Source organism: Burkholderia sp. Ed8 (assembly GCF_040761425.1).
Lineage (GTDB): Bacteria > Pseudomonadota > Gammaproteobacteria > Burkholderiales > Burkholderiaceae > Burkholderia > Burkholderia seminalis.
Genome location: NZ_CP142888.1, coordinates 172,978 through 191,083 on the forward strand (window position 1 = coordinate 172,978; position 18,106 = coordinate 191,083).

Below are 18,106 nucleotides of genomic sequence, written 5' to 3' on the forward strand. Positions count from 1 at the left end.
GCAAAGTGCTTTCATCGGTCGCTGCTCCGGTCGCTGCGTGGATTGACCCCATCAACCTGAATCGGTGAGGAGAAGTGGACGGCATCTCGATACCGCTGCTGGTCGCCCTGGTCGTCGTACAGCCCGGTCATCCGATAAGCTCACGTGCGGGAACGGCCAGCCACGTCGTTGTCCCGGCGCGGAATATACTGCATGTGGGCAACCCTTGGGCGTGGCCAAGCCTCATACCCAACGTCAGTCGTCCGGTGGCAAGCAATCCGACGCCCACCCCGGTCTACATCCCTAGCGTTACATATCACCCCGACGGTTGGGGCGCACATTCCAGGTTGGCGGGCGATCGATTCAGGTGGTGATCGATCGGCGCCTGGGTCCGCTCGCCGCGGCAAGGCGCCCTGCCTTCGCCACGCGGGGCGGGGCCATTCAATCCCCCTGAAGCGTCGCGTCGATCGGCCGGCGCCTGTCTCGAAGACTACAGAACCCGCAGCATCGAAACGGCCGAGCCCGGACATACCCCCTGGAATTGGCTCGACGTCCGCACCAGGTGCGGTACGTCATCGCGCGCGACGCACACGAAACCAAGACGGGCGAAATAGTCTTCCGCCGTCGTTGTGAGGAGCACCAGCGACCGGACTTGCAGCAAATGACACGCGGCGACCAGCCGCGACACGATACGCTGCCCCAATCCAGCATCCCGGGCATGCTCCGCCACCGCGATGGAGCGCAAAAGCGCAGCGTCGTCGTAGCGCTCGATGCCACCGCACCCGCACATCGTCGAACCGTCCATCGCGACCACAAAATCCTGCAAATGATCGCTCACACCGATGACAGGCAGACCGCACTGATGCAGCAGGGCTTCAATCGACGCTAGGTCGTCGACCGTGGCGGGACGGATCTCCATTTGTCACTCCTTTGACCGGGATCTAGATGCTCCGCTGATTCACGCGATTCGACAGCGCCTCGGCGCTTTCCTCCCGCTCGCTGTATCGGTCGACCAGGTACGGGCCGATGTCTCGGGTCAGCAAGGTGAACTTCACCAACTCTTCCATGACGTCGACAACGCGATCGTAATAGGACGACGGTTTCATTCGCCCGGCTTCGTCGAATTCGGCGAACGCCTTGGCGACCGACGACTGGTTAGGGATGGTCAGCATGCGCATCCAGCGCCCCAGCACACGCATCTGGTTCACGGCGTTGAACGACTGCGAGCCGCCGCTCACCTGCATCACCGCCAGCGTCTTGCCTTGCGTGGGCCGGACCGCGCCAACCGACAGCGGAATCCAGTCGATCTGCGACTTCATGATCCCGGTCATCGCGCCGTGCCGCTCCGGCGAGCACCACGCCATCCCTTCCGACCACATCACCAGTTCGCGAAGCTCGACCACCTTCGGGTGATGCTCGGGCGCGTCATCGGGCAGTGGCAGGCCACTCGGATTGAACACGCGCACCTCTGCACCCATCGCCGTGAGCAGCCGGCCGGCTTCCTCGACCAGCAGGCGGCTGAACGAACGCTCGCGCAGCGACCCGTACAGCAGCAGGAGCCGAGGTGGGTGTGTCGACGGCGATGCAGGCCGCAGTCGAGCGGCATTCGGCACGCGGAACAGCGCTGCGTCGAGCTGCGGCAGGTCTTTCAGTTGCTCAGACACGCTCGCCCTCCGCATAGATCACGACCTCGCCGTCTTCCTTGGTGAACGGTCCTTTCTGCGGGTTCGGCAAGATGTCCAGGACGGCTTCCGACGGCCGACACAGCTTCGTGCCGATCGGTGTGACCACGACGGGCCGATTCATCAGAATCGGGTACTGCTCGATGAAGTCGAGCAACTGCCCATCGGTCCACTTCGGATCGCCTAGGCCAAGTTCCGCATAAGGCGTGCCCTTCTCACGCAGCACCTCGCGCACGGTCAGGCCCGCGTCGGCCAACAGCTTGACCAACGTTTCGCGCGGCGGCGGTGTCTCGAGGTATTCGATAACGGCGGGTTCCTCGCCGCTGTTGCGGATCAAGGCCAGCGTGTTGCGAGACGTGCCGCAGTCGGGGTTGTGATAGATCGTGATGGCAGTCATGTCGAGATTCCTCCGTTCGTATCAAGTGCGGCACTCGTACCAGCCCTTCGACTGGTTGACGATGCGCACGACGAGCAGCATGACCGGCACTTCGATGAGCACGCCCACGACGGTCGCAAGCGCCGCACCGGAGTGGAAGCCGAACAGGCTGATCGCGGCCGCGACCGCCAGCTCGAAGAAGTTCGACGCACCGATCAGCGCCGATGGACATGCGATATCGTGTTTCTCGCCGACCGCACGATTGAGCCAGTACGCGAGCGCCGAATTGAAGAACACCTGGATCAGGATCGGCACGGCGAGCAGCGCGATCACCAGCGGCTGCGTCAGGATCGCTTCGCCCTGGAACGCGAATAGCAGCACGAGCGTGGCCAGCAGCGCTGCGATCGACCACGGGCCGATCTTCGCCATGGCCGCATAGAACGCCGCCTGCCCCCTCGCCAGCAACACCTTGCGCCAGATCTGCGCGAGGATCACCGGGATGACGATGTAGAGCACGACCGACGTGAGCAGCGTCGCCCACGGCACTGTGATCGTCGACATCCCCAACAGCAGGCCCACCAGCGGCGCGAACGCGATCACCATGATGCTGTCGTTCAACGCGACCTGCGACAGTGTGAACAGCGGATCGCCGCCGGTCAGCCGGCTCCAGACGAACACCATCGCCGTGCAAGGTGCGGCGGCCAGCAGGATCAGTCCTGCGATGTAGCTGTCGAGCTGGTCCGCCGGCAGCATCGGCGCAAACAGATGGCGGATGAACAGCCAGCCGAGGAACGCCATCGAGAATGGCTTGACGAGCCAGTTCACGACGAGCGTGACGCCGATGCCTTTGACGTGCCGACGCACTTCATGCAACGCGCCGAAGTCGACCTTGACCAGCATCGGGATGATCATCACCCAGATCAGCAGCCCGACGGGCAGGTTGACCTGCGCGTACTCGATCCGGCCGATCTGCTGGAACAGGCCCGGCAGCACCTGGCCGAGCGCGATGCCGGCGACGATGCACAGCGCGACCCACACCGTCAGGTAGCGCTCGAAGAAATTGATGGAAGGCTTTGCGACGACCTTTCCCGGCGGGACGACGTTGGACGTGTTCATGGGACGGCGTTCAATCGTGAAGTCGTGGGCGACCGCTCGGTTCGGCAGACCGCCATGCAAATGATCAGTTTTGCGAGATCTCGATTAGCGCCGTCTGTAGTTCGGCGTCGTTCATTCGATCCAGCGGCAGTGCCAGCAACTGCAGCATCCGATAGCCGATCGCTTGGCGTGTGAGTTCGAATGCGAGGCGCTTTCCGTCGTCGCCACCCGCCGCATTCGACGGATCGGCGTAGCCCCAGTGCACTTTGACGGGGCTGCCGGGCCAGTATGGGCAAGTCTCTGCTGCCGCGCTGTCGCACACCGTGATGACGACGAGCATTTCAGGCACACCGTCGCCGACGAACTCGTCCCAGCTCTTGCTGCGGTATCCGTCGACGTCGATGCCGGCGTTCGTCAACGCTTCCAGCGCGAACGGATTGAGGCGACCGCTCGGCGCACTTCCGGCGCTGTAGGCACGCACGTCCTTGCCGAGCTTCGCAGCCCAGTGATTGAGCATGCCCTCGGCAAGCACGCTGCGCGCCGAGTTGTGGGTGCAGAGGATCAGGATGTTCGTCGTCATGGGCGGAGGCATGCGAATGCGAATCAGGATTGGCGGGCGCCCGACGTCGGGCATGCGGACACCGGCGAGCACGGATTGCCGCCGCAGCAGTTCTCCGTGAGGTAAGCCAGCAGGCCGTTCATCGTGGCGAAGTTCGCGCAGTAGAAGACGAAGCGGCCTTCCTGGCGGCTGGTGACGAGTTGCGCATGCGCCAGTTCCTTCAGATGAAAGGACAGGGACGACGGCGGCACGTCCAGCAACGTGGCAATCTGCCCGGCAGGCATGCCTTCCGGCCCTGCCTGCACGAGTGCGCGGAACACGGCAAGCCGGGACTCGTGTGCGAGCGCCGCAAGAGCGGCAATAGTCCGATTTGTTTCCATGATTCGATAATAGTAGAAATATGGAATCAAGGCTAGCCATTGGCAGCTGATCGCGACCGAGCAACTCCGGATAATTGCTCCCACTCATATCGAGGGCATTAACTTGCGCGGCCCCTTCAACTTTCCGGTGGCACTGTACGCAAAGCGGATCTTGCCGAGCATCGCGGCCGGCAACCCAATCCGTCAACCAACCGGAGCGCCTAACGACGAGATGAACTAGGACCGCCGGTCGAGGGACGCCCATCTTGTATGCGGCCACACCTGGAGACGCTCTCTGCTTCGTTAGCGGAGGGTAGACACTAACCCATTGTTTTGTCGGAGTAATTATTTGGGGCTGCAAGGCAAGGCCCTGCCAGGCCTAAAGGCGCCTAACCGGAAAAGAGCACGGAAATCAAAGTCACCCCGGTAAGCGGTAGATTTAGCACACCGAATGGAGAATCATTTGCAACTGACGGTCGAGCAGAGCCGCATCGCGATGGTCAGGGTCGACCGGCGATGTCCGCGTCTGGGTCTCGGTAGTGCGCGCCCTCGCGACGATCGAGGCGCGTTCGCTGCGTCAGCCCACGCTCGCCTCAGATTGCTGTTTCGCGTAGTTGAACGGCAGCAGGTCGCTGATGTCAGCGTCCGGAGCACGTTGCGGCAATTCGGCCAGCACGTGCAGCAGCCAGGCGTGTGGCTCGACGCCGCAGGCGCGGCATGTCAGCATCAAGCTGTAGACCACCGCGCTGGCCTTCGCGCCGGCGACCGTGTCGCTGAACAACCACGATTTCCTCGCAGTAGCAAACGGCCTGATGTCCCGCTCGATGACGTTGTTATGTGTGCCTTGCAAAGGCACGTCAGACTTGTCGGTGCAAATCCGACCCGGCTAACTCTCGCTCCAGCCGGAAGCACAAGGAGGGGGATGCGGCTATTTTCTTGGACTGATTTACGTTGTTAACCCAAGGCTTTCACGGTACTCGATGGGGCTGAGATAGCCGAGGGAGCCCTTGATCCGTTTTTCGTTATACCAGCGGATATAGGCATCCAGTGCCTCAACGAATTCTGCGATGGTCGTCGAACGCCAATTGCCAGGGTAAAACATTTCGGTCTTCAGCCTTCCGAAGAAGCCTTCGCAGGCCGCATTGTCTGGTGAGCAGGCTTTGCGCGACATGGAACGAATGAGGCTGGCGTTCGCAATCCGGGACAGCCAACCAGGCCAGCGATAGTGACCACCTCGGTCGGAATGCACAATGGGCTTCTCATCGCCCTCGGTCACAGTCTCGATAGCGGCATCCAGCATGGTATTCACGAGTTCTGCGTCAGGGCTCGTACCAATCGACCAACTGACGACCATGCCATCGAAGCAGTCGATCATGGGTGATAGATATACCTTCCCCGCAGGGATGTGGAACTCGGAGATATCCGTCAGCCACTTTTCGTTGGGGGCGGTGGCGTGGAAATCGCGATTGATGATGTTATCTGGGGCCGGACTAATTTCCCCAACATAAGAACGATACCGGCGCCGCTTGGGCCTGGCTGCGTAGAGGCCGCCTTGTTTCATGAGGCGACGCACGACTTTCTCCGATAGAAACACCCGTTGCCTGCTGAGCGCTGCCTGCACCCGACGATAGCCGTATGATCGGTGATTGTCCTCGAATATCTCTGCAACGGTGCGGCGGACTTCGGCATATTTGTCGGCGGCCCGTATGGGCGACCGATGGTAGAAATAGGAGCTGCGCGCCAAGTCCAACCGCACAAGCAGTTCAGTCAAACCGTATTCTTCTATCAGGGCGTCAACCAGCGTCGTCTTCTCCCGGTTGCTCAGGAGCGGCAGGTCGACGCCCAGGTCTTTTTTTAGGAGTTCATTCGCCTTCTTCAACAGGTCGTGTTCAAGCTGCAGGTTGCGAATGTCGCGCCGGAGCTCTTCGACCTGTCGCTCCAGTTCGTCCCGATTCGTCTCTGCGGGTGAGCCCTTGTCGCGTTTCATGGATGCAGGAGCCTCTCGGCCGAGTAACTGGTTCTTCCAGTTGTACAGTGTCACCCTGTCGACGTCCAGCTTTCGCGCCACCGCCTGTGCACTTCCTTCCCGTGTGCACAGTTCGTACACTGCGGCCTGCTTGGACGCCAATGACACGGCCGGTCTGCCCGCCTTGCTAACCACGCATTTCATGGTTTCCGGATAGCGCTCACGAACCCACTTCGACAATATCTCGCGACAGGGATAGCCCAATGCCCTGAGGGTGAAGGTAATGCAGCGCCCATGGTTGACGTAATGTTCGAGTGCCGAGTTCTTTTGCTCCTCAGAGTACTTCGGCTTGACGCGAACATACCCCTTCTGCAGATCGCCACTCTTTTCGAATTCGTCACACCACGCCTTGAGAGAATTCTTCGTCGGGTAACCCAACTGGCGGATGGTTGCCTTGATGCGCTTCCCGAGCTTCAGGTACAGCTCGACCGCCCGAACACGCTCTTCGTATGAATACATGGACTACCTCCAAAGTAGTCCAAGATTTTGTCCGCATCCCCCGGCGTAGAGGTGTGGAACTGCAGCGCTCGCTACGCCGCTGCCCACTTTGACGTTCAAGCCGCTTAGGATGGTTGCCCATGATCGAGCTTGTTCAAATTGCCCCGGGCGTCGTGTACTCGCCCGACGTGCTTGGCGTCGCCTGGCTACGCAAGCATCATGGGGACCACCTGAGCGCGGGGGAAGCAGTGCTCGCCCCCCCGAATGGGCAGTGGGTTGCGTCCGCAACGGAAAGGATCGTCGCGACTCCCGAAGCGCCGCCATTCCAAATGTCGTTGCTGTAAATCATCGCGAAGAACTCCAGCTTCGAAACCGGAAAGGTCTCGGTCTTCCTCCGCCAGCAAAGCACTTGCGTTCCATCACTTCTACTCGAGAGCGACAGATTCCTGTCGCACGGCTCGGCTTTCGATCGCTTCGATCTCACCGAAGAAATCTCGTTGCCCTGGAGGCGCTGCCGGCGCGCGGCGAGCCCTGCGTGGCCGTGCATGCCCCGCCCGCTTCAATGTGCGCTCAATCGCCTTCAATTGAGACCAAAGGCGGTCTGCCTCCTCGACCGACAGCGCGTCCGCCGCAACCTCAAGTGCAGCGATGATCGCCTCAAATTGCGCGTGAGCTCCCGCCAGTACCGGTAAAGCGCGTACGCGGACCTGCTCCTCTCTATAGGTGGTCAACCAACAAGCGAGCGCCTTACGCTCGTCTCGGGCCAATGCCGCCAGCAATTCCGCCGGCACTGGTTCGTCGATGCGAAATGCCCCGACTACACGCCGAACACCTCGACTGCAGTCGTGAGATCTCCCGATTGCGGCAGCCCCTTTCGACGGCTCATTGCGTACCAGCGTGACTATCCGTCCTTGTTTGCGAATCAGCATGAAGAGTTGTTTGGCTCACACGATCACCGCAGCAGGATAACGCAAATTTCACTACGATCGACTATGCTGGACGCTCGGTGCAACGCCCTCTGGAACGAGTCGGGATTACGCGAACGGACAATAAATCGGGACTGCTTGCCGTAAGAGCCGCGTTCGCCTATACCGTACTCGCTACGGCACCGGAGGCCATCGTGATCGTCCCTTTGTTGATACCACGCTTGTTCTGTACCGCCTTCGAACTGGCCGGCGCGATCTACGACGGCGAGGTGTTGGTCGACGCTCGCAGAGTTTCGGACATACGCGGAATGCTGATTTCGTTCTATGGAGCTGATCCTGGCCCCTACGAACTTGCCCTCGCGACCGTCGCAACCAATGTCTTCTCGGACGAAAACACGCGAGCCTGCTTCCTCGAACGAGTCGACGCATTCGACCGATTGCTTGCGAATAGCGGCCTGATAGACGCGTGGGACAAGCACGGATGGGTGCGACGCTCCTCAACCGATTCGGATCGCTTCGCTCCCGCTCGATTTGTTGTCGAAGCCGCGGCCATTTGCCCCTTGGACACTTTTCGCCGAGCGTTCGACCTACAGGATTTTCACGCAGCGGCGTACAAGCGAGCCGCCTCCCGAGGCGTGGAATTCTGGTGACTCTGCCTCTATTGCGACGGCGAATCTCGACTTCGGAATCACTTCTTTCCTTCCGTTGACTTCCGCTCGACGCGTGGCGCTGACAATGACGCGCGCGCCCGCGGCCGACCGAGAGCGACACGTTGTTCGTTCCGCAAAAGCTCGTTCGCAGCTCGCGCCTCTTTCAGCTCAGCTCGCACTTCAACCAACTCGGCTTCCCTTTCTCGACCACGCTGGCGGGACTCCTCAAGAGTACGCTCAAGCGACTGTTGTGCTTCACACGCAGCGTCCGATTTTGTGGCCGCGACCGCAGATGCTTGCTCGGCTTTCACTCGTGCGGCGCGCTCTTTCTCCAAGGCCTCTCGAACGGTCTTGAGATCATCCTCCAAGCGGGGCATTGCCTCCAGTCGAAGCAACGCCTTGGCCAGGTCTGTACGGGCGGTTTCCGCCGCCGCACGCTCGACCGCCGCCTCATGACGAGCCTCATCTCGCTCCGCTTCGACCTGCTCAAGGCGCCCGGAAAGCACCGCCTTCTCCGCGTAGGCGCTCTCGAGTGTTGCCGAGAGGTTCTCGACGAGCGCCGTTTGCCGCTCGGATTCAAGGATGAGGTCAGCATTGGCTTGGGTCGCAATTTCCAGGTCCGCCCGCAACTCGCCCTTATTCCGCTCCACTTCTGACGCAACAAATTCCAGCAGGCCTCGCTGTAGCGCTTGAGGCAGTACGACCGGCGCCTCAGCGGGCCGAACCTGCGCGTCCTGCCACGCTTGAAAGAACTTCAGCACGGTCGCCATCGACCCCGTGCCCAAGCGCTCGCGGATGGCGCGCGCAACGCCAGCGCCGTGCGCAGGTTCGATTCGGTCTGCGCGAGCCGGCGCTGCAGCGCGTGATTCTGTTCGACGACGACGGCGAACGCGTCCTCGCTCGCCTCGAGCTCGTGCGCGGCGTCAAGCAGCGCCTGCACAACGTAGGCCGACAGCGTGCCGCGGTACCGCCGCACGTACTCCCGCAGGCGCGCGGAGCTCGGCGAGCGGTGTTCGGGTGGGATTGGCGCGCGCGTGGCGCGATCGTCGTGCGTGGTGCGGTGCCTGTTGGTGATCGACATGAGTAATCTCGTCGGCGGGTGGAAGTCATGGGCACGCGCACGTCACCGTCCTCCGTTTGGTATGGGGTGCAGCCATCGGATCCGCCGCGTCAGCCACCCGACAGCCCAGCAGGTGAGGACCAGCAGCACCAAGCCCGCGGCCAGTTGCGCCACCACGATCGCCGGTGGGTCCCGCGTGACGGAAGCGTGATACATCTTCCACGCAACGTCGTCGAACACCCACACCACACCACCCACCCAGCCAATGTTCCACTGCGGCGCATCACAGGCCAGTTGGCGCCACAAGTCGCGAAAGACGAAGGTGACCCACACGGCGCCCGCCATGAACACCCCTATCCTGATTTGCGTACCGGTGTGACTTACCTGGCCCATGCCGATGCCCAGCGTGCCTGCCACCAACAGCGCGATGGCGCGCCCGAGTGGGCCAACCGTTCTCCGGCGTGTTTCGACGGCCAGTTGCGCGTAATACAGTTGCAGGGCCACGACGCCCAGCAAGGCTGCGCCGAATCCCGTCATCGCATGCTCGAGCACGGACAGCGCATCGCGATGACCGACAAACGTGCGCACCCATTCGCGCCCGGCACGCGCAACGGGATCCCCGTGTTGCGCCGCCGTGCGCCACGCGATGCCCCGGCCCTCGAGAACATCGATGAGTGCAAATAGCGCACCGGCGAGCAGGATGTGCCAGCCGGCACGCCAGTAACGCCGCCCGTCGACGGCAGTCAGCCGGCAACGCAGGCGGTCATCCAGCGGCCGGCGCGTACACGAGTTAACCGGTTCCATGTCAGGCCTCCTCCAGCGTCGACCCGTCCGGCAAGTCCCGCTTGAACCGTGCCTCAAGTTCCGGCAGCACCGTGAACTGTCCGCCAGTCCGTGCGTAAGCCTGCTTGACCTCCTCGACGGCCCGCTCGAAGTGCATCAGGTAATCGGTTGCCAGCACCGACGGCGCGACACCGATGTCGCGCCGGATCTGGTTGGCCAACTCGCCGGCGCGCCTGCCGTAGTGCATTGCCTGCTGGGCTTCCAATTCGTAGGCGTCGGCGGTGTCGGCCCAGTTGGCAAACGCAGCCAGGATCCACTCGCGGCTGACCTTCAGCGCGGACGGCAGCTCGCGCACCTCGGCGACGAGCTCGATCGGCAGGTCCGCCCACATGAGCGCGGGCGGGAATTCAAACTGCAAGCGCAGCTGGTCGACGCGCTCAAAGGCATCGTGCTCCAGCGCGCGGTGGTCCTCGAGCGCGGCGTGGACTGCATAGACGTAGGCGCTGGCGCGCTGCGCAAAGGCCTCGAGCGCCAAGGCGAGATCGAGCCGCGCATACGCCTGGCGGGTGGCGGTGGCGGCCGCCTCGCGCTCGCGGTCACGGTGCCGCGTCCAGAGCGAGATCGCGTTGTTGACCACCGCGCCGATCACGGCGCTCGAGGCGGCGACCGCCCACCAGTTCACCGGCTGTACTTCTGCTGCCATCCCCTCTCCCACAAGCTATCCGCGTGCACCGCCCACTGGCGGCCACGCTCGGTTCAATCAACAATCAGGCTGGCTAGCTGCGCAAGCACAGCGCGCGCGAACGCGGGCGCGCTGTGCTGGGCCGCCGCGAAACTGGCCAACGGCTCGGAGCGGATGCCCTGGTAATACAGGTACCAGCTGCCCCCTCGAGCTGCAGGTAGGCGTCGTGGCCCGCGAACAGCGCGGTGTACCGGCCAGCGCAGCTGGGGTCCTCGGACCAGACCTGCTGCGGATAGCGCCGCATCCTCTCGGTAGCCTCGGTGAGATTCAGTTGCATTTCGTCCTCCTGGGTGCTCGACTCAAGCGTGTGTCGCGCGCTACCGACCCGTAACGGGCCGCACGGGGATGGCGTCCGGCGATCGCCAGCGCGCGCGGGCCGATTTCGGTCAGCACCGTGCCTGGCCGCGCCGAACAAGGGTCGGACGAAAGTGTCGCCGAGAAACGCCAATCTGGCAAAAATCACCGGTGCGCGACGCAGGCTGAAACAGGCGGACGGGCACGATGGGCGGTTCGAGGTCCGCTCTTTACGCGAAGCTTCGGCCTCTCGGATGTGATCGGCGTCGCGAGCGGATCGAGCGGGAGCCTGAAGCTGTTCGGAAGATCCACCACGCGAATTTCGTCCTTGGTTGGCACCAAGCATCCAGCGGCGTCGGCGCGGGGTGCTGCGTCGTCTGAAACGGCCGATGGAGCCGAGCCATCATTTGACCGGTGCTCGTTACTCGGGATCGCTTTGCGTTCGCCGAAATCAACGGGCTCCGGGCAAACAAACCTGATATCAGCGAACTGATAATGGATAAACGCCTGCACGAATCGATCACCCGTCATCGCTTTATACCCCAACGCCGAGTAAATTTTGCGTTCGTCAGCTTTCAGAATTTCATATGTTCTGGGAGTATTATCGATAATCGCCATAGCTCTCATTGCCGCAAGCGCGATTGGCTGCGCCGATACACCGTTCAATAGCGCAATATATGTCAGAGCTACCGTCGCGATCAGCGCAATTTTTAATGCCTTGCCGGGTGACTTCTTAGACGCTCTTACGCGCAAGTAAACCGCGCCAGGAAAAAAGCTAGCAAAGATGATCAGAAAAAACACCATCGCCGCCTTGAAGCCACGCTGTGGCAAGTGCCATGAACCCGCGAATAGAGATACCACCGATATTGCTGTTACCGCGTACACACCCGCGAACACTATCGGCGTCGTAAGTCCTATACACATTCCAACACGATGCGTCGAAATGGATTGAATAAATCGCACAACTTTTCGCTTCGGCTTCGTTAAGCGTAGCGACCAATCTATCTCATTGTCTGGAATGATTGGCAACCAACTCGGGCTCCACCAGGCCATAATCGTGAGTATGATCCAAATCGTTACCACAGCGATTCCGGCACCAATCCAATAAATCCAAGATGGATAAGTAGCATCTCCAGCAAGGTACGCCGTCCCAGCGTAGCATAGCGACCAAATCAACGAGCTCAATAGAATGAAGTTGGGTAACGCCTTAGTTGGCGCACGTTCTGAGTTTCGATCTAGAAACCCTACGACAATCCCGGACGGCGCAATAATCGAAGCCGTGATGGCAACCCATATAAGCAAGAATGCTTGCAAAAGTGCGGACAATCCAGCGAGTGAAAGAACGGACGCCCCAAAGAGATCCTTGTGACCAATAGAGCGTAAATAATTATAGATCAGGATCGCTGGAATCGGCAATGATACCGCACCAGTTTTGAGTACCGCATCAAGCAAATCTCGATAAAAACCCAGCTGATCGCGAAACGTTACGTGCTTAGTCCTTTCGAGATATGGCACCCCCGGTCGACGGACCTTTCTCAATGATTTCTCCCGTTTATTTTGAATACAATTTTTGAATCGCAAAGGGTTAGGCAAGATGGATTGACCGCTTCAGATCAACTTCTTTCAGCCAAGACCTGCGGGTACGCGTCCACCGACGCGAGAAAAGCTCGCAGCCTATCTCAGCACAGCCCGAACGTCGCGTTGATCAACTCGCGAGCGAGTGCGACAGGTCAGTCGACAAACGCCGCCAGCGCCGCGTTGACTGTGTCGTAGGTCGGCCGCAATGCCGACGGACCAACGTCCGGATCAGCCTCGCTGCGCTACGCGTCGCACATCGAACTGCTCACTCTGCCCCATCCCGCCAGGTGTCGCGGCATACAGTTACAGACTGCCCCTCCAGATGCGCATAGTGGTGAACGACGTCGCGGCTGAAGCGCGCGATACCGTCGGCCACCTCAAGCAGGCCTCGGTCGTACAGGGCATGCAGATCGCGTCGGAGCAAAATACCGTCGGAGGCGTCATTGTGTCCTGCGCGCCAATCGCGACCGCGCAGGTGGGCAGCCTCCAGCGCTTCCTTGATATCGCAGCCTGAGATGGCGCACCTTCCGTCGTACGCATCGAGTACCGCCTGTCGAAAGGCGGCTTGCTCGGGGCGAATCAATCGCGCGAAATATCGCGCGATCCACTCATCGGATCGAGCGGCCTCACCTATGGTCCCAACGGCCGTCGCGCGCGCCGGGCCGCGCACAATACGACAGGCGCCAGTTACGTCGTCATAAGACTCGACCAACCAAGTGAGCGAATCGAGTTCCCGCGACTTTACGCTCGAGGTGCCCTTCGGGAATTCCATTGTGGCACCATCGACCGGCTCGCCGCGAGCGCAGATTATGACGTGAAGGGGCTGACCTAGGTGGAACGCATCGCACACCGCGCGATCGAGGGCCATCCCACGGTCGGCCTGGCCGATGAGTCGCAATCGCTCTCGATTCGACGCAGCGAGCACACCTGCACGTGCTCGTCGCTCCTGCGCGCCAGCTCGGTAGTTCGTGTCTGAAAACACATCGCCGCCCGCCGATTCCTTCAAATTTTCATGCCAGAGACAAACGGCATACCCTTCTTCCCGCGAGCCGAACGACCAGTTGTAGCAGAAGCGCGGATTCGCCTTGAAGTTTTTCACGGCCCGGCAGTTCGCGTTCATGTGCCATTCGTCAATTGCGATTGGGATGCGTTCGAGGATGTCGTAAATCAGTTCGAGACGATCGGGACGCAGCTCGTCGAGCTTGCTGAGCGGCGTGGAGCCCCCAACCCTCTCAAACACCACGATCTCGGCCTGACGGTTGACGGAGCGCTTCTGCCAGCCAGCCTTCATCCACGCGTGCGCCCATTTGTGACCGTCTGTAGTGGTCAACCAACCCCGGACACTGCGTTAAGTTTTTCTTCCGCAACAGCCGGCGCCAGTCCGTCATTGAACTGATGCGGCCGTATCCAGTTGTACCGATGCATCAGGTAGTGGCTGATATCCCGGTGTGCTTCCTGCGCCGACATGTAACCCACTGACGGCAGCCATTCTGTCTTGAAGCTGCGGAACAGCCTCTCCATCGGAGAATTGTCCCAACAGTTTCCGCGACGGCTCATGCTCTGCTGTATCCGATAGCGCCACAGGCGCTGACGGAATTTCCGACTCGCATACTGACCGCCCTGATCCGAGTGGAATAGCAACCCTTGTGGCCGACCACGCTGCTCATAGGCCATGTCCAGCGCCTGCACGACCAGATCGGCATCCGGGCGTGTCGAGAACGCCCAGCCGACGACTCGGCGCGTGAACAAATCAAGTACGGCGGCCAGGTAATGCCAACGGCCTTGCGCCCAGACATACGTGATGTCGCCACACCAGACCTGATTCGGCGCATCAACCTCGAACTGACGGTTGAGATGGTTCGGAATATCGATCCGCTCGACCGTAGCTTGCTTGTACGCATGGCTGCCGGGCTGCTTGCAGATCAACCCCAGCTCTTCCATCAAGCGACTTACCTTGAAGCGGCCAATCGCCGTGCCTTCCTCGCGCATCATGCCCATGATGCTGCGGCTGCCAGCAGAGCTTCGACTCTCGACGAACAGTTCGTGCACCCGGTGGCGCAACGCCATACGCTCGGCATCTACGCGCTGGGCACGCTCCCGGTACGCATACAGACAGGACCGCGATACGTCGAATACCGCGCACATCAGTTCGACTGATTCGCCTGCGCAGATCTGATCAATTACTTCGTACGTTCTATGCCTTCCGACATCAAGAGCGCGGTAGCCTTTTTTAAAATGGCCTTCTCACGCTCGAGGCGTTCGATACGCGCCTCGAGTTCCTGAATGCGTTGCTGATCCGGCGTGATTGCCTTGCCCTGCGGCGTGACACCCTGACGCTCCATTTGAAGCTGGTGCACCCAGCGGCGCAGTACCGTCTCGCCGACGCCGACCGAGCGACTCGCCTCCATATGGCTATAGCCCTGGTCGAGCACCAGACACGCGGCTTGCTGTTTGAACTCCGGGGAAAACGTACGACGTCGCTTGGTCATTAGACACCTCTTCATGGCGAGCATTCTCGCCTAAATCAGTGTCCGGGTTCATTAGACCACTACAGTCGGGCTTCGGGAGGAACGGGTCCGAGTTCTGCCAGAACGTGTCCCTCCGTCGCGCGACGGGGGGCAACGGCGCTTCCAGGATCTCCTCGATGTCCGTGAAATGCAGCGTAACCTCGTTGACATCGAGTGAACGGAAAAATCGGCCTAATGCGCGGTAATCCCTGACGATCGATTTTCCCGGCACGCGCACTCCGGCGGATGAAGGAGCGAGCGAAATTAGTCCGTCGACGAAGGCAAGCAGGTGAGGATAGGCGTGCGTGCGACCGTGGATCTGGCTCGGCGGCACCGGCGCACCATCGTGCCGCACGTAGCGCCCTCGCCGATTCACTGCGTCAGCAATTGTCCGCGTGGACAGCGGTCGGCCAGCGAGCGTCAAAACCTCGACTATCTCGTCGTGCAATTTCGTGCGCGTCTGCATTCGATCTCCTCGCCGGCAAAAAGCCGACGGCGGGTTTAAAGTCGTCCAAACAAGCGGTGTAGCGTCTCGTCCAGATCGGCGAGCCTCTCGAACTCGCTTTTCCTGAGAACTCGCTGATTCGCTCGTTCCGCCTTGATGCCTTGTGCATTGGCACGCACTTGACGCGCTGTCGCGTGATTGGTGATGTCGGGTAACGGACGACCCGGCTCCGCGCCGAACCAACGGTACTCGGAGATTTCGAGATCTCCGTGACGCCGAGCCATACCACGCACCAGCTCCGCGCGTGTGCCAACCCTTGGTTGATGACCACCTGCGCACGTGCGCCATCGACCAACGACACCTTGAACTGGACATGCCGTATCACGCTGCCACCGCACATGACGAGGTCATACCCGCTCGCGTCGAACTCCACGCGCAGGATCTCGACGTTAAGGACGCCGAGCTGCCAGAGTCGGCGCATGGCCTCGCCCACAAAAATGTGCTCGACGATCCGCTCACGCAAAACTGAAGGTGCGGCGTGCCTCGCCCTGGCGTCGCCAGCACGGATATCAAGGAATTTCATCGGGAAGGCCTATGTCATTGATCGGGTCGGTCCACTCATATAGCGGGTCGATCCACTCCGGCGCGATCTCCCCGATCGCCAGCCTATGGGTAGCCGGCAGAAATTCAATGTCGCGTACCGTAACTCGATTGGACGTGTTGCTGTCGACCGTGACGAGAATGCCGCAAGGAATCTCCTCCTCAAACAGCGTCATGTTGTTTCCGACGGGAACGGTCGCATCACCGGCGGCCGACACGGCCGAAAAATTGAAGTGCATCACGACCTTGGTCTGCAGCACGCCCTTGATCCGCACCACCACCTTGCCGTTGCTGTGCTCAATTGCTTCGCATTCGTCAAGCAGGCCGTCCGTCGCGGGCCACTGGAGTGCGTCAACATGGATGTCACGGGTCCACGTAAAGTCGAGTGCCGAGCGCCCGTCGATCCCCACTCCGATGTGACGCGCGAAGGACCGACCGGCCGCCAATAACGCATTCTGCAGCTTCTCGTCCAGGCCCACAGCCAAGGTCTCGGCCAGCCGGCGGGCCGCAAACTGCGCGCTTTCGTCCTGAAACGCAGCCAGCGCACCGGCCAAATTATTCGTCCAGAGCAGCCGCGGATGCGCCGAACAGAAGCGCTGCCAGTCGGAATCTGTCGATACCACCAGCACCGCCGTGTCGTGCTCGGCGGCCCAATGCTCCAGCGCCAGCAGCGCCACCGCGTCGGGGAACTCGTGCTTCTTCTTGCTCGACTCGGCAAACGGCGGCTGTGCGGCAAAGTACCGGTCGAACAGGGAGCGCATGTCGACGCGAGCGGCGATGTCGAGCACCTCGGCGCGGGTGCCCGCCACCCACTCTGCCATTCGCTGGCTCGCCGCGGTCACCGGCTCGTCCATCAGATACTCGATGATCTGAAGCTGCTTGAGCGCGTCACTTGACAGCACCCCCGCCCGGGTCGCCATCCGCACCGCGCGCGCCAAGCCGTTACGGGCATCGGCCGCATCGCGCCTCAAATGGGCCTCGACCTCACGTAGCACCACGTCTGGCATCAGCACCCGGACGCGGTCACTGCGACGGAACTGCTCGACACGGCGCAGCAAGCCGCCCTCGAGGTTGCGCTGTTGCGCATCAAACACCGAGGTGTCGAGTGCGATCGCGCCTAGCTGGTTCGCGGCAATCAATTCGACAATGCGGGTATCCATCACGCGCTCCTGACTAGACACGACGAGTCGGCGCTACGCGCTTGAGTAGATAGCTGAAGATTTCGGGCAACACCCGCGCGAGGGCGATGCGCTCGCGCATCTCGGTGCGATACCAATCGAGCTTCGCGGGATCGAACTGGCCGCCCAACCAGGTCATGGCAGCACCGTTCAGCATGTGGCGCAAACCAAGGGTCACCGGCCCACAATGGCTGAACTGGTGATAGTGCTGTTGCGCGGCGCGCAACGACTTAATTGCCTCGCCGCTGACCTGCAGCGTCTGGGCGTTCCAGTCCAGTTGCTTGAGCGCATGGTGCCCTTGCGTGCAGGGGTCACCCTGGTCGAGCTTCTGCCAGTAGCACGCGATGCACGGCGGTGCCTTGCCGGCCTTTTTGAGAACCAACGGCGTGTCGGTCGAGCACAGCACGGCCATCGCCACGCCCTCGATCGCCTGCCGCATGGTGTTGCCAGACGCCGGCCCCTTGCCGGCCAGCAGCAGCTTCGTCGACACCACGATGTCGTCGATCACGCCGAACGCAAAGCCGGCGACCAATTCGGTTCGCGGCACCTGCGTCCGCGCAGCGGCATTGAGGATGGCGGGATAGCCGTCAAAGGCAGTGGCCAGTGCCTCGGCCAGCAGATCGACTTCCGGATCGAGGTCGCGCGCGTAGTGGTCCCGCACGGTTTGGTCGGGATCGAGCAACTCGTGCTTCACATTGGCGGGTACGGTGTAGTCAAGCGGGGGTAGCGTCATGTCGGGTCAACCTGCGTACACGTCAGGGGCGCGTCAGGGCGCCTCGGGCCACGCCCGCGCCTCGCGAGCGTCGCACGGTCGTATGGCTTTTGTTTG

19 protein-coding genes and 2 pseudogenes are annotated in these 18,106 nt (G+C 61.3%); 3 read left to right on the top strand and 18 right to left on the bottom strand.

Annotated features, from left to right (window positions below; translation table 11 throughout):
* Positions 1-469: 469 nt before the first annotated feature.
* The 6 genes from arsN2 to VXM69_RS33790 all read right to left on the bottom strand — a co-directional run bounded on the left by arsN2 (position 470) and on the right by VXM69_RS33790 (position 4,071).
* Positions 470-898, bottom strand: a complete 429-nt coding sequence (gene arsN2 / locus VXM69_RS33765) for an arsenic resistance N-acetyltransferase ArsN2 (protein WP_175907368.1) — start codon at positions 896-898, stop codon at positions 470-472.
* Positions 899-920: 22 nt separating this feature from the next.
* Entirely contained in the window at positions 921-1,658 is a 738-nt protein-coding gene (gene arsH / locus VXM69_RS33770) for an arsenical resistance protein ArsH (RefSeq protein ID WP_175907376.1), read from the bottom strand.
* Entirely contained in the window at positions 1,636-2,058 is a 423-nt protein-coding gene (gene arsC, locus VXM69_RS33775) for an arsenate reductase (glutaredoxin) (protein WP_175907378.1), read from the bottom strand. Before arsC ends, arsH begins: the two co-directional genes overlap by 23 nt.
* Before the next feature lie 21 nt (positions 2,059-2,079).
* Entirely contained in the window at positions 2,080-3,153 is a 1,074-nt protein-coding gene (arsB, locus tag VXM69_RS33780) for an ACR3 family arsenite efflux transporter (RefSeq protein WP_175907380.1), read from the bottom strand.
* 64 nt (positions 3,154-3,217) lie between these two features.
* Positions 3,218-3,712: an arsenate reductase ArsC gene (locus VXM69_RS33785; RefSeq protein WP_175907382.1), complete on the bottom strand. Its 495-nt coding sequence runs from the start codon at positions 3,710-3,712 to the stop codon at positions 3,218-3,220.
* Between the two features lie 23 nt (positions 3,713-3,735).
* On the bottom strand, positions 3,736-4,071 hold the full coding sequence (locus tag VXM69_RS33790) for a helix-turn-helix transcriptional regulator (RefSeq protein ID WP_175907415.1): 336 nt from the start codon (positions 4,069-4,071) through the stop codon (positions 3,736-3,738).
* Between the two features lie 25 nt (positions 4,072-4,096).
* Here VXM69_RS33790 and VXM69_RS33795 point away from each other — a divergent pair.
* Positions 4,097-4,291: pseudogene (locus VXM69_RS33795) on the top strand (hypothetical protein); the annotation flags it as partial.
* A 336-nt stretch (positions 4,292-4,627) separates the two neighbouring features.
* Here the strand turns inward: VXM69_RS33795 and VXM69_RS33800 are convergent.
* Together VXM69_RS33800 and VXM69_RS33805 are read right to left on the bottom strand one after the other, a co-directional pair.
* Positions 4,628-4,885: pseudogene (locus VXM69_RS33800) on the bottom strand (transposase domain-containing protein); the annotation flags it as partial.
* Positions 4,886-4,996: 111 nt separating this feature from the next.
* Positions 4,997-6,535 carry an IS3 family transposase gene (locus VXM69_RS33805; RefSeq protein WP_175907384.1) on the bottom strand — a complete coding sequence of 513 codons (1,539 nt, stop codon included), beginning with the start codon at positions 6,533-6,535 and terminating at the stop codon, positions 4,997-4,999.
* 119 nt (positions 6,536-6,654) lie between these two features.
* Here VXM69_RS33805 and VXM69_RS33810 point away from each other — a divergent pair, with 119 nt between their 5' ends.
* The gene (locus VXM69_RS33810) at positions 6,655-6,858 is read left to right on the top strand and encodes a hypothetical protein (RefSeq protein ID WP_367190393.1); all 204 of its coding nucleotides are present in this window, start codon (positions 6,655-6,657) and stop codon (positions 6,856-6,858) included.
* Between the two features lie 776 nt (positions 6,859-7,634).
* Positions 7,635-8,090: a hypothetical protein gene (locus VXM69_RS33815; protein WP_175907386.1), complete on the top strand. Its 456-nt coding sequence runs from the start codon at positions 7,635-7,637 to the stop codon at positions 8,088-8,090.
* A 38-nt stretch (positions 8,091-8,128) separates the two neighbouring features.
* Here VXM69_RS33815 and VXM69_RS33820 read toward each other — a convergent pair whose 3' ends face one another.
* The 10 genes from VXM69_RS33820 to VXM69_RS33865 all read right to left on the bottom strand — a co-directional run bounded on the left by VXM69_RS33820 (position 8,129) and on the right by VXM69_RS33865 (position 18,010).
* Positions 8,129-8,860, bottom strand: coding sequence for a hypothetical protein (locus VXM69_RS33820; RefSeq protein ID WP_175907388.1), 732 nt, complete (start codon positions 8,858-8,860; stop codon positions 8,129-8,131).
* Entirely contained in the window at positions 8,845-9,171 is a 327-nt protein-coding gene (locus tag VXM69_RS33825; RefSeq protein WP_244135753.1) for a hypothetical protein, read from the bottom strand. Before VXM69_RS33825 ends, VXM69_RS33820 begins: the two co-directional genes overlap by 16 nt.
* Positions 9,172-9,213: 42 nt before the next feature.
* On the bottom strand, positions 9,214-9,954 hold the full coding sequence (locus VXM69_RS33830) for a hypothetical protein (RefSeq protein ID WP_175907390.1): 741 nt from the start codon (positions 9,952-9,954) through the stop codon (positions 9,214-9,216).
* A 1-nt stretch (position 9,955) separates the two neighbouring features.
* Positions 9,956-10,636, bottom strand: a complete 681-nt coding sequence (locus tag VXM69_RS33835; RefSeq protein ID WP_175907392.1) for a hypothetical protein — start codon at positions 10,634-10,636, stop codon at positions 9,956-9,958.
* 498 nt (positions 10,637-11,134) lie between these two features.
* Positions 11,135-12,484, bottom strand: coding sequence for a hypothetical protein (locus VXM69_RS33840; RefSeq protein ID WP_175907395.1), 1,350 nt, complete (start codon positions 12,482-12,484; stop codon positions 11,135-11,137).
* Positions 12,485-12,812: 328 nt separating this feature from the next.
* Positions 12,813-13,838 (bottom strand): HNH endonuclease, encoded by a 1,026-nt coding sequence (locus tag VXM69_RS33845; protein ID WP_367190394.1) that lies wholly within the window; start codon positions 13,836-13,838, stop codon positions 12,813-12,815.
* Positions 13,839-13,873: 35 nt separating this feature from the next.
* Positions 13,874-15,036, bottom strand: a protein-coding gene (locus VXM69_RS33850) for an IS3 family transposase (protein WP_175907396.1) whose coding sequence is annotated in 2 segments (ribosomal slippage) — positions 13,874-14,781 and positions 14,781-15,036 — 1,164 coding nt in all. Because the reading frame shifts where the segments join, the coding sequence is not laid out codon by codon here.
* 398 nt (positions 15,037-15,434) lie between these two features.
* Positions 15,435-16,082, bottom strand: coding sequence for a hypothetical protein (locus VXM69_RS33855; RefSeq protein WP_244135755.1), 648 nt, complete (start codon positions 16,080-16,082; stop codon positions 15,435-15,437).
* Positions 16,069-17,259: a PIN domain-containing protein gene (locus tag VXM69_RS33860; protein ID WP_175907400.1), complete on the bottom strand. Its 1,191-nt coding sequence runs from the start codon at positions 17,257-17,259 to the stop codon at positions 16,069-16,071. The genes VXM69_RS33855 and VXM69_RS33860 overlap by 14 nt, the downstream gene beginning before the upstream one ends.
* Before the next feature lie 13 nt (positions 17,260-17,272).
* The gene (locus VXM69_RS33865; protein ID WP_175907403.1) at positions 17,273-18,010 is read right to left on the bottom strand and encodes a hypothetical protein; all 738 of its coding nucleotides are present in this window, start codon (positions 18,008-18,010) and stop codon (positions 17,273-17,275) included.
* Between the last annotated feature and the right edge of the window lie 96 nt (positions 18,011-18,106).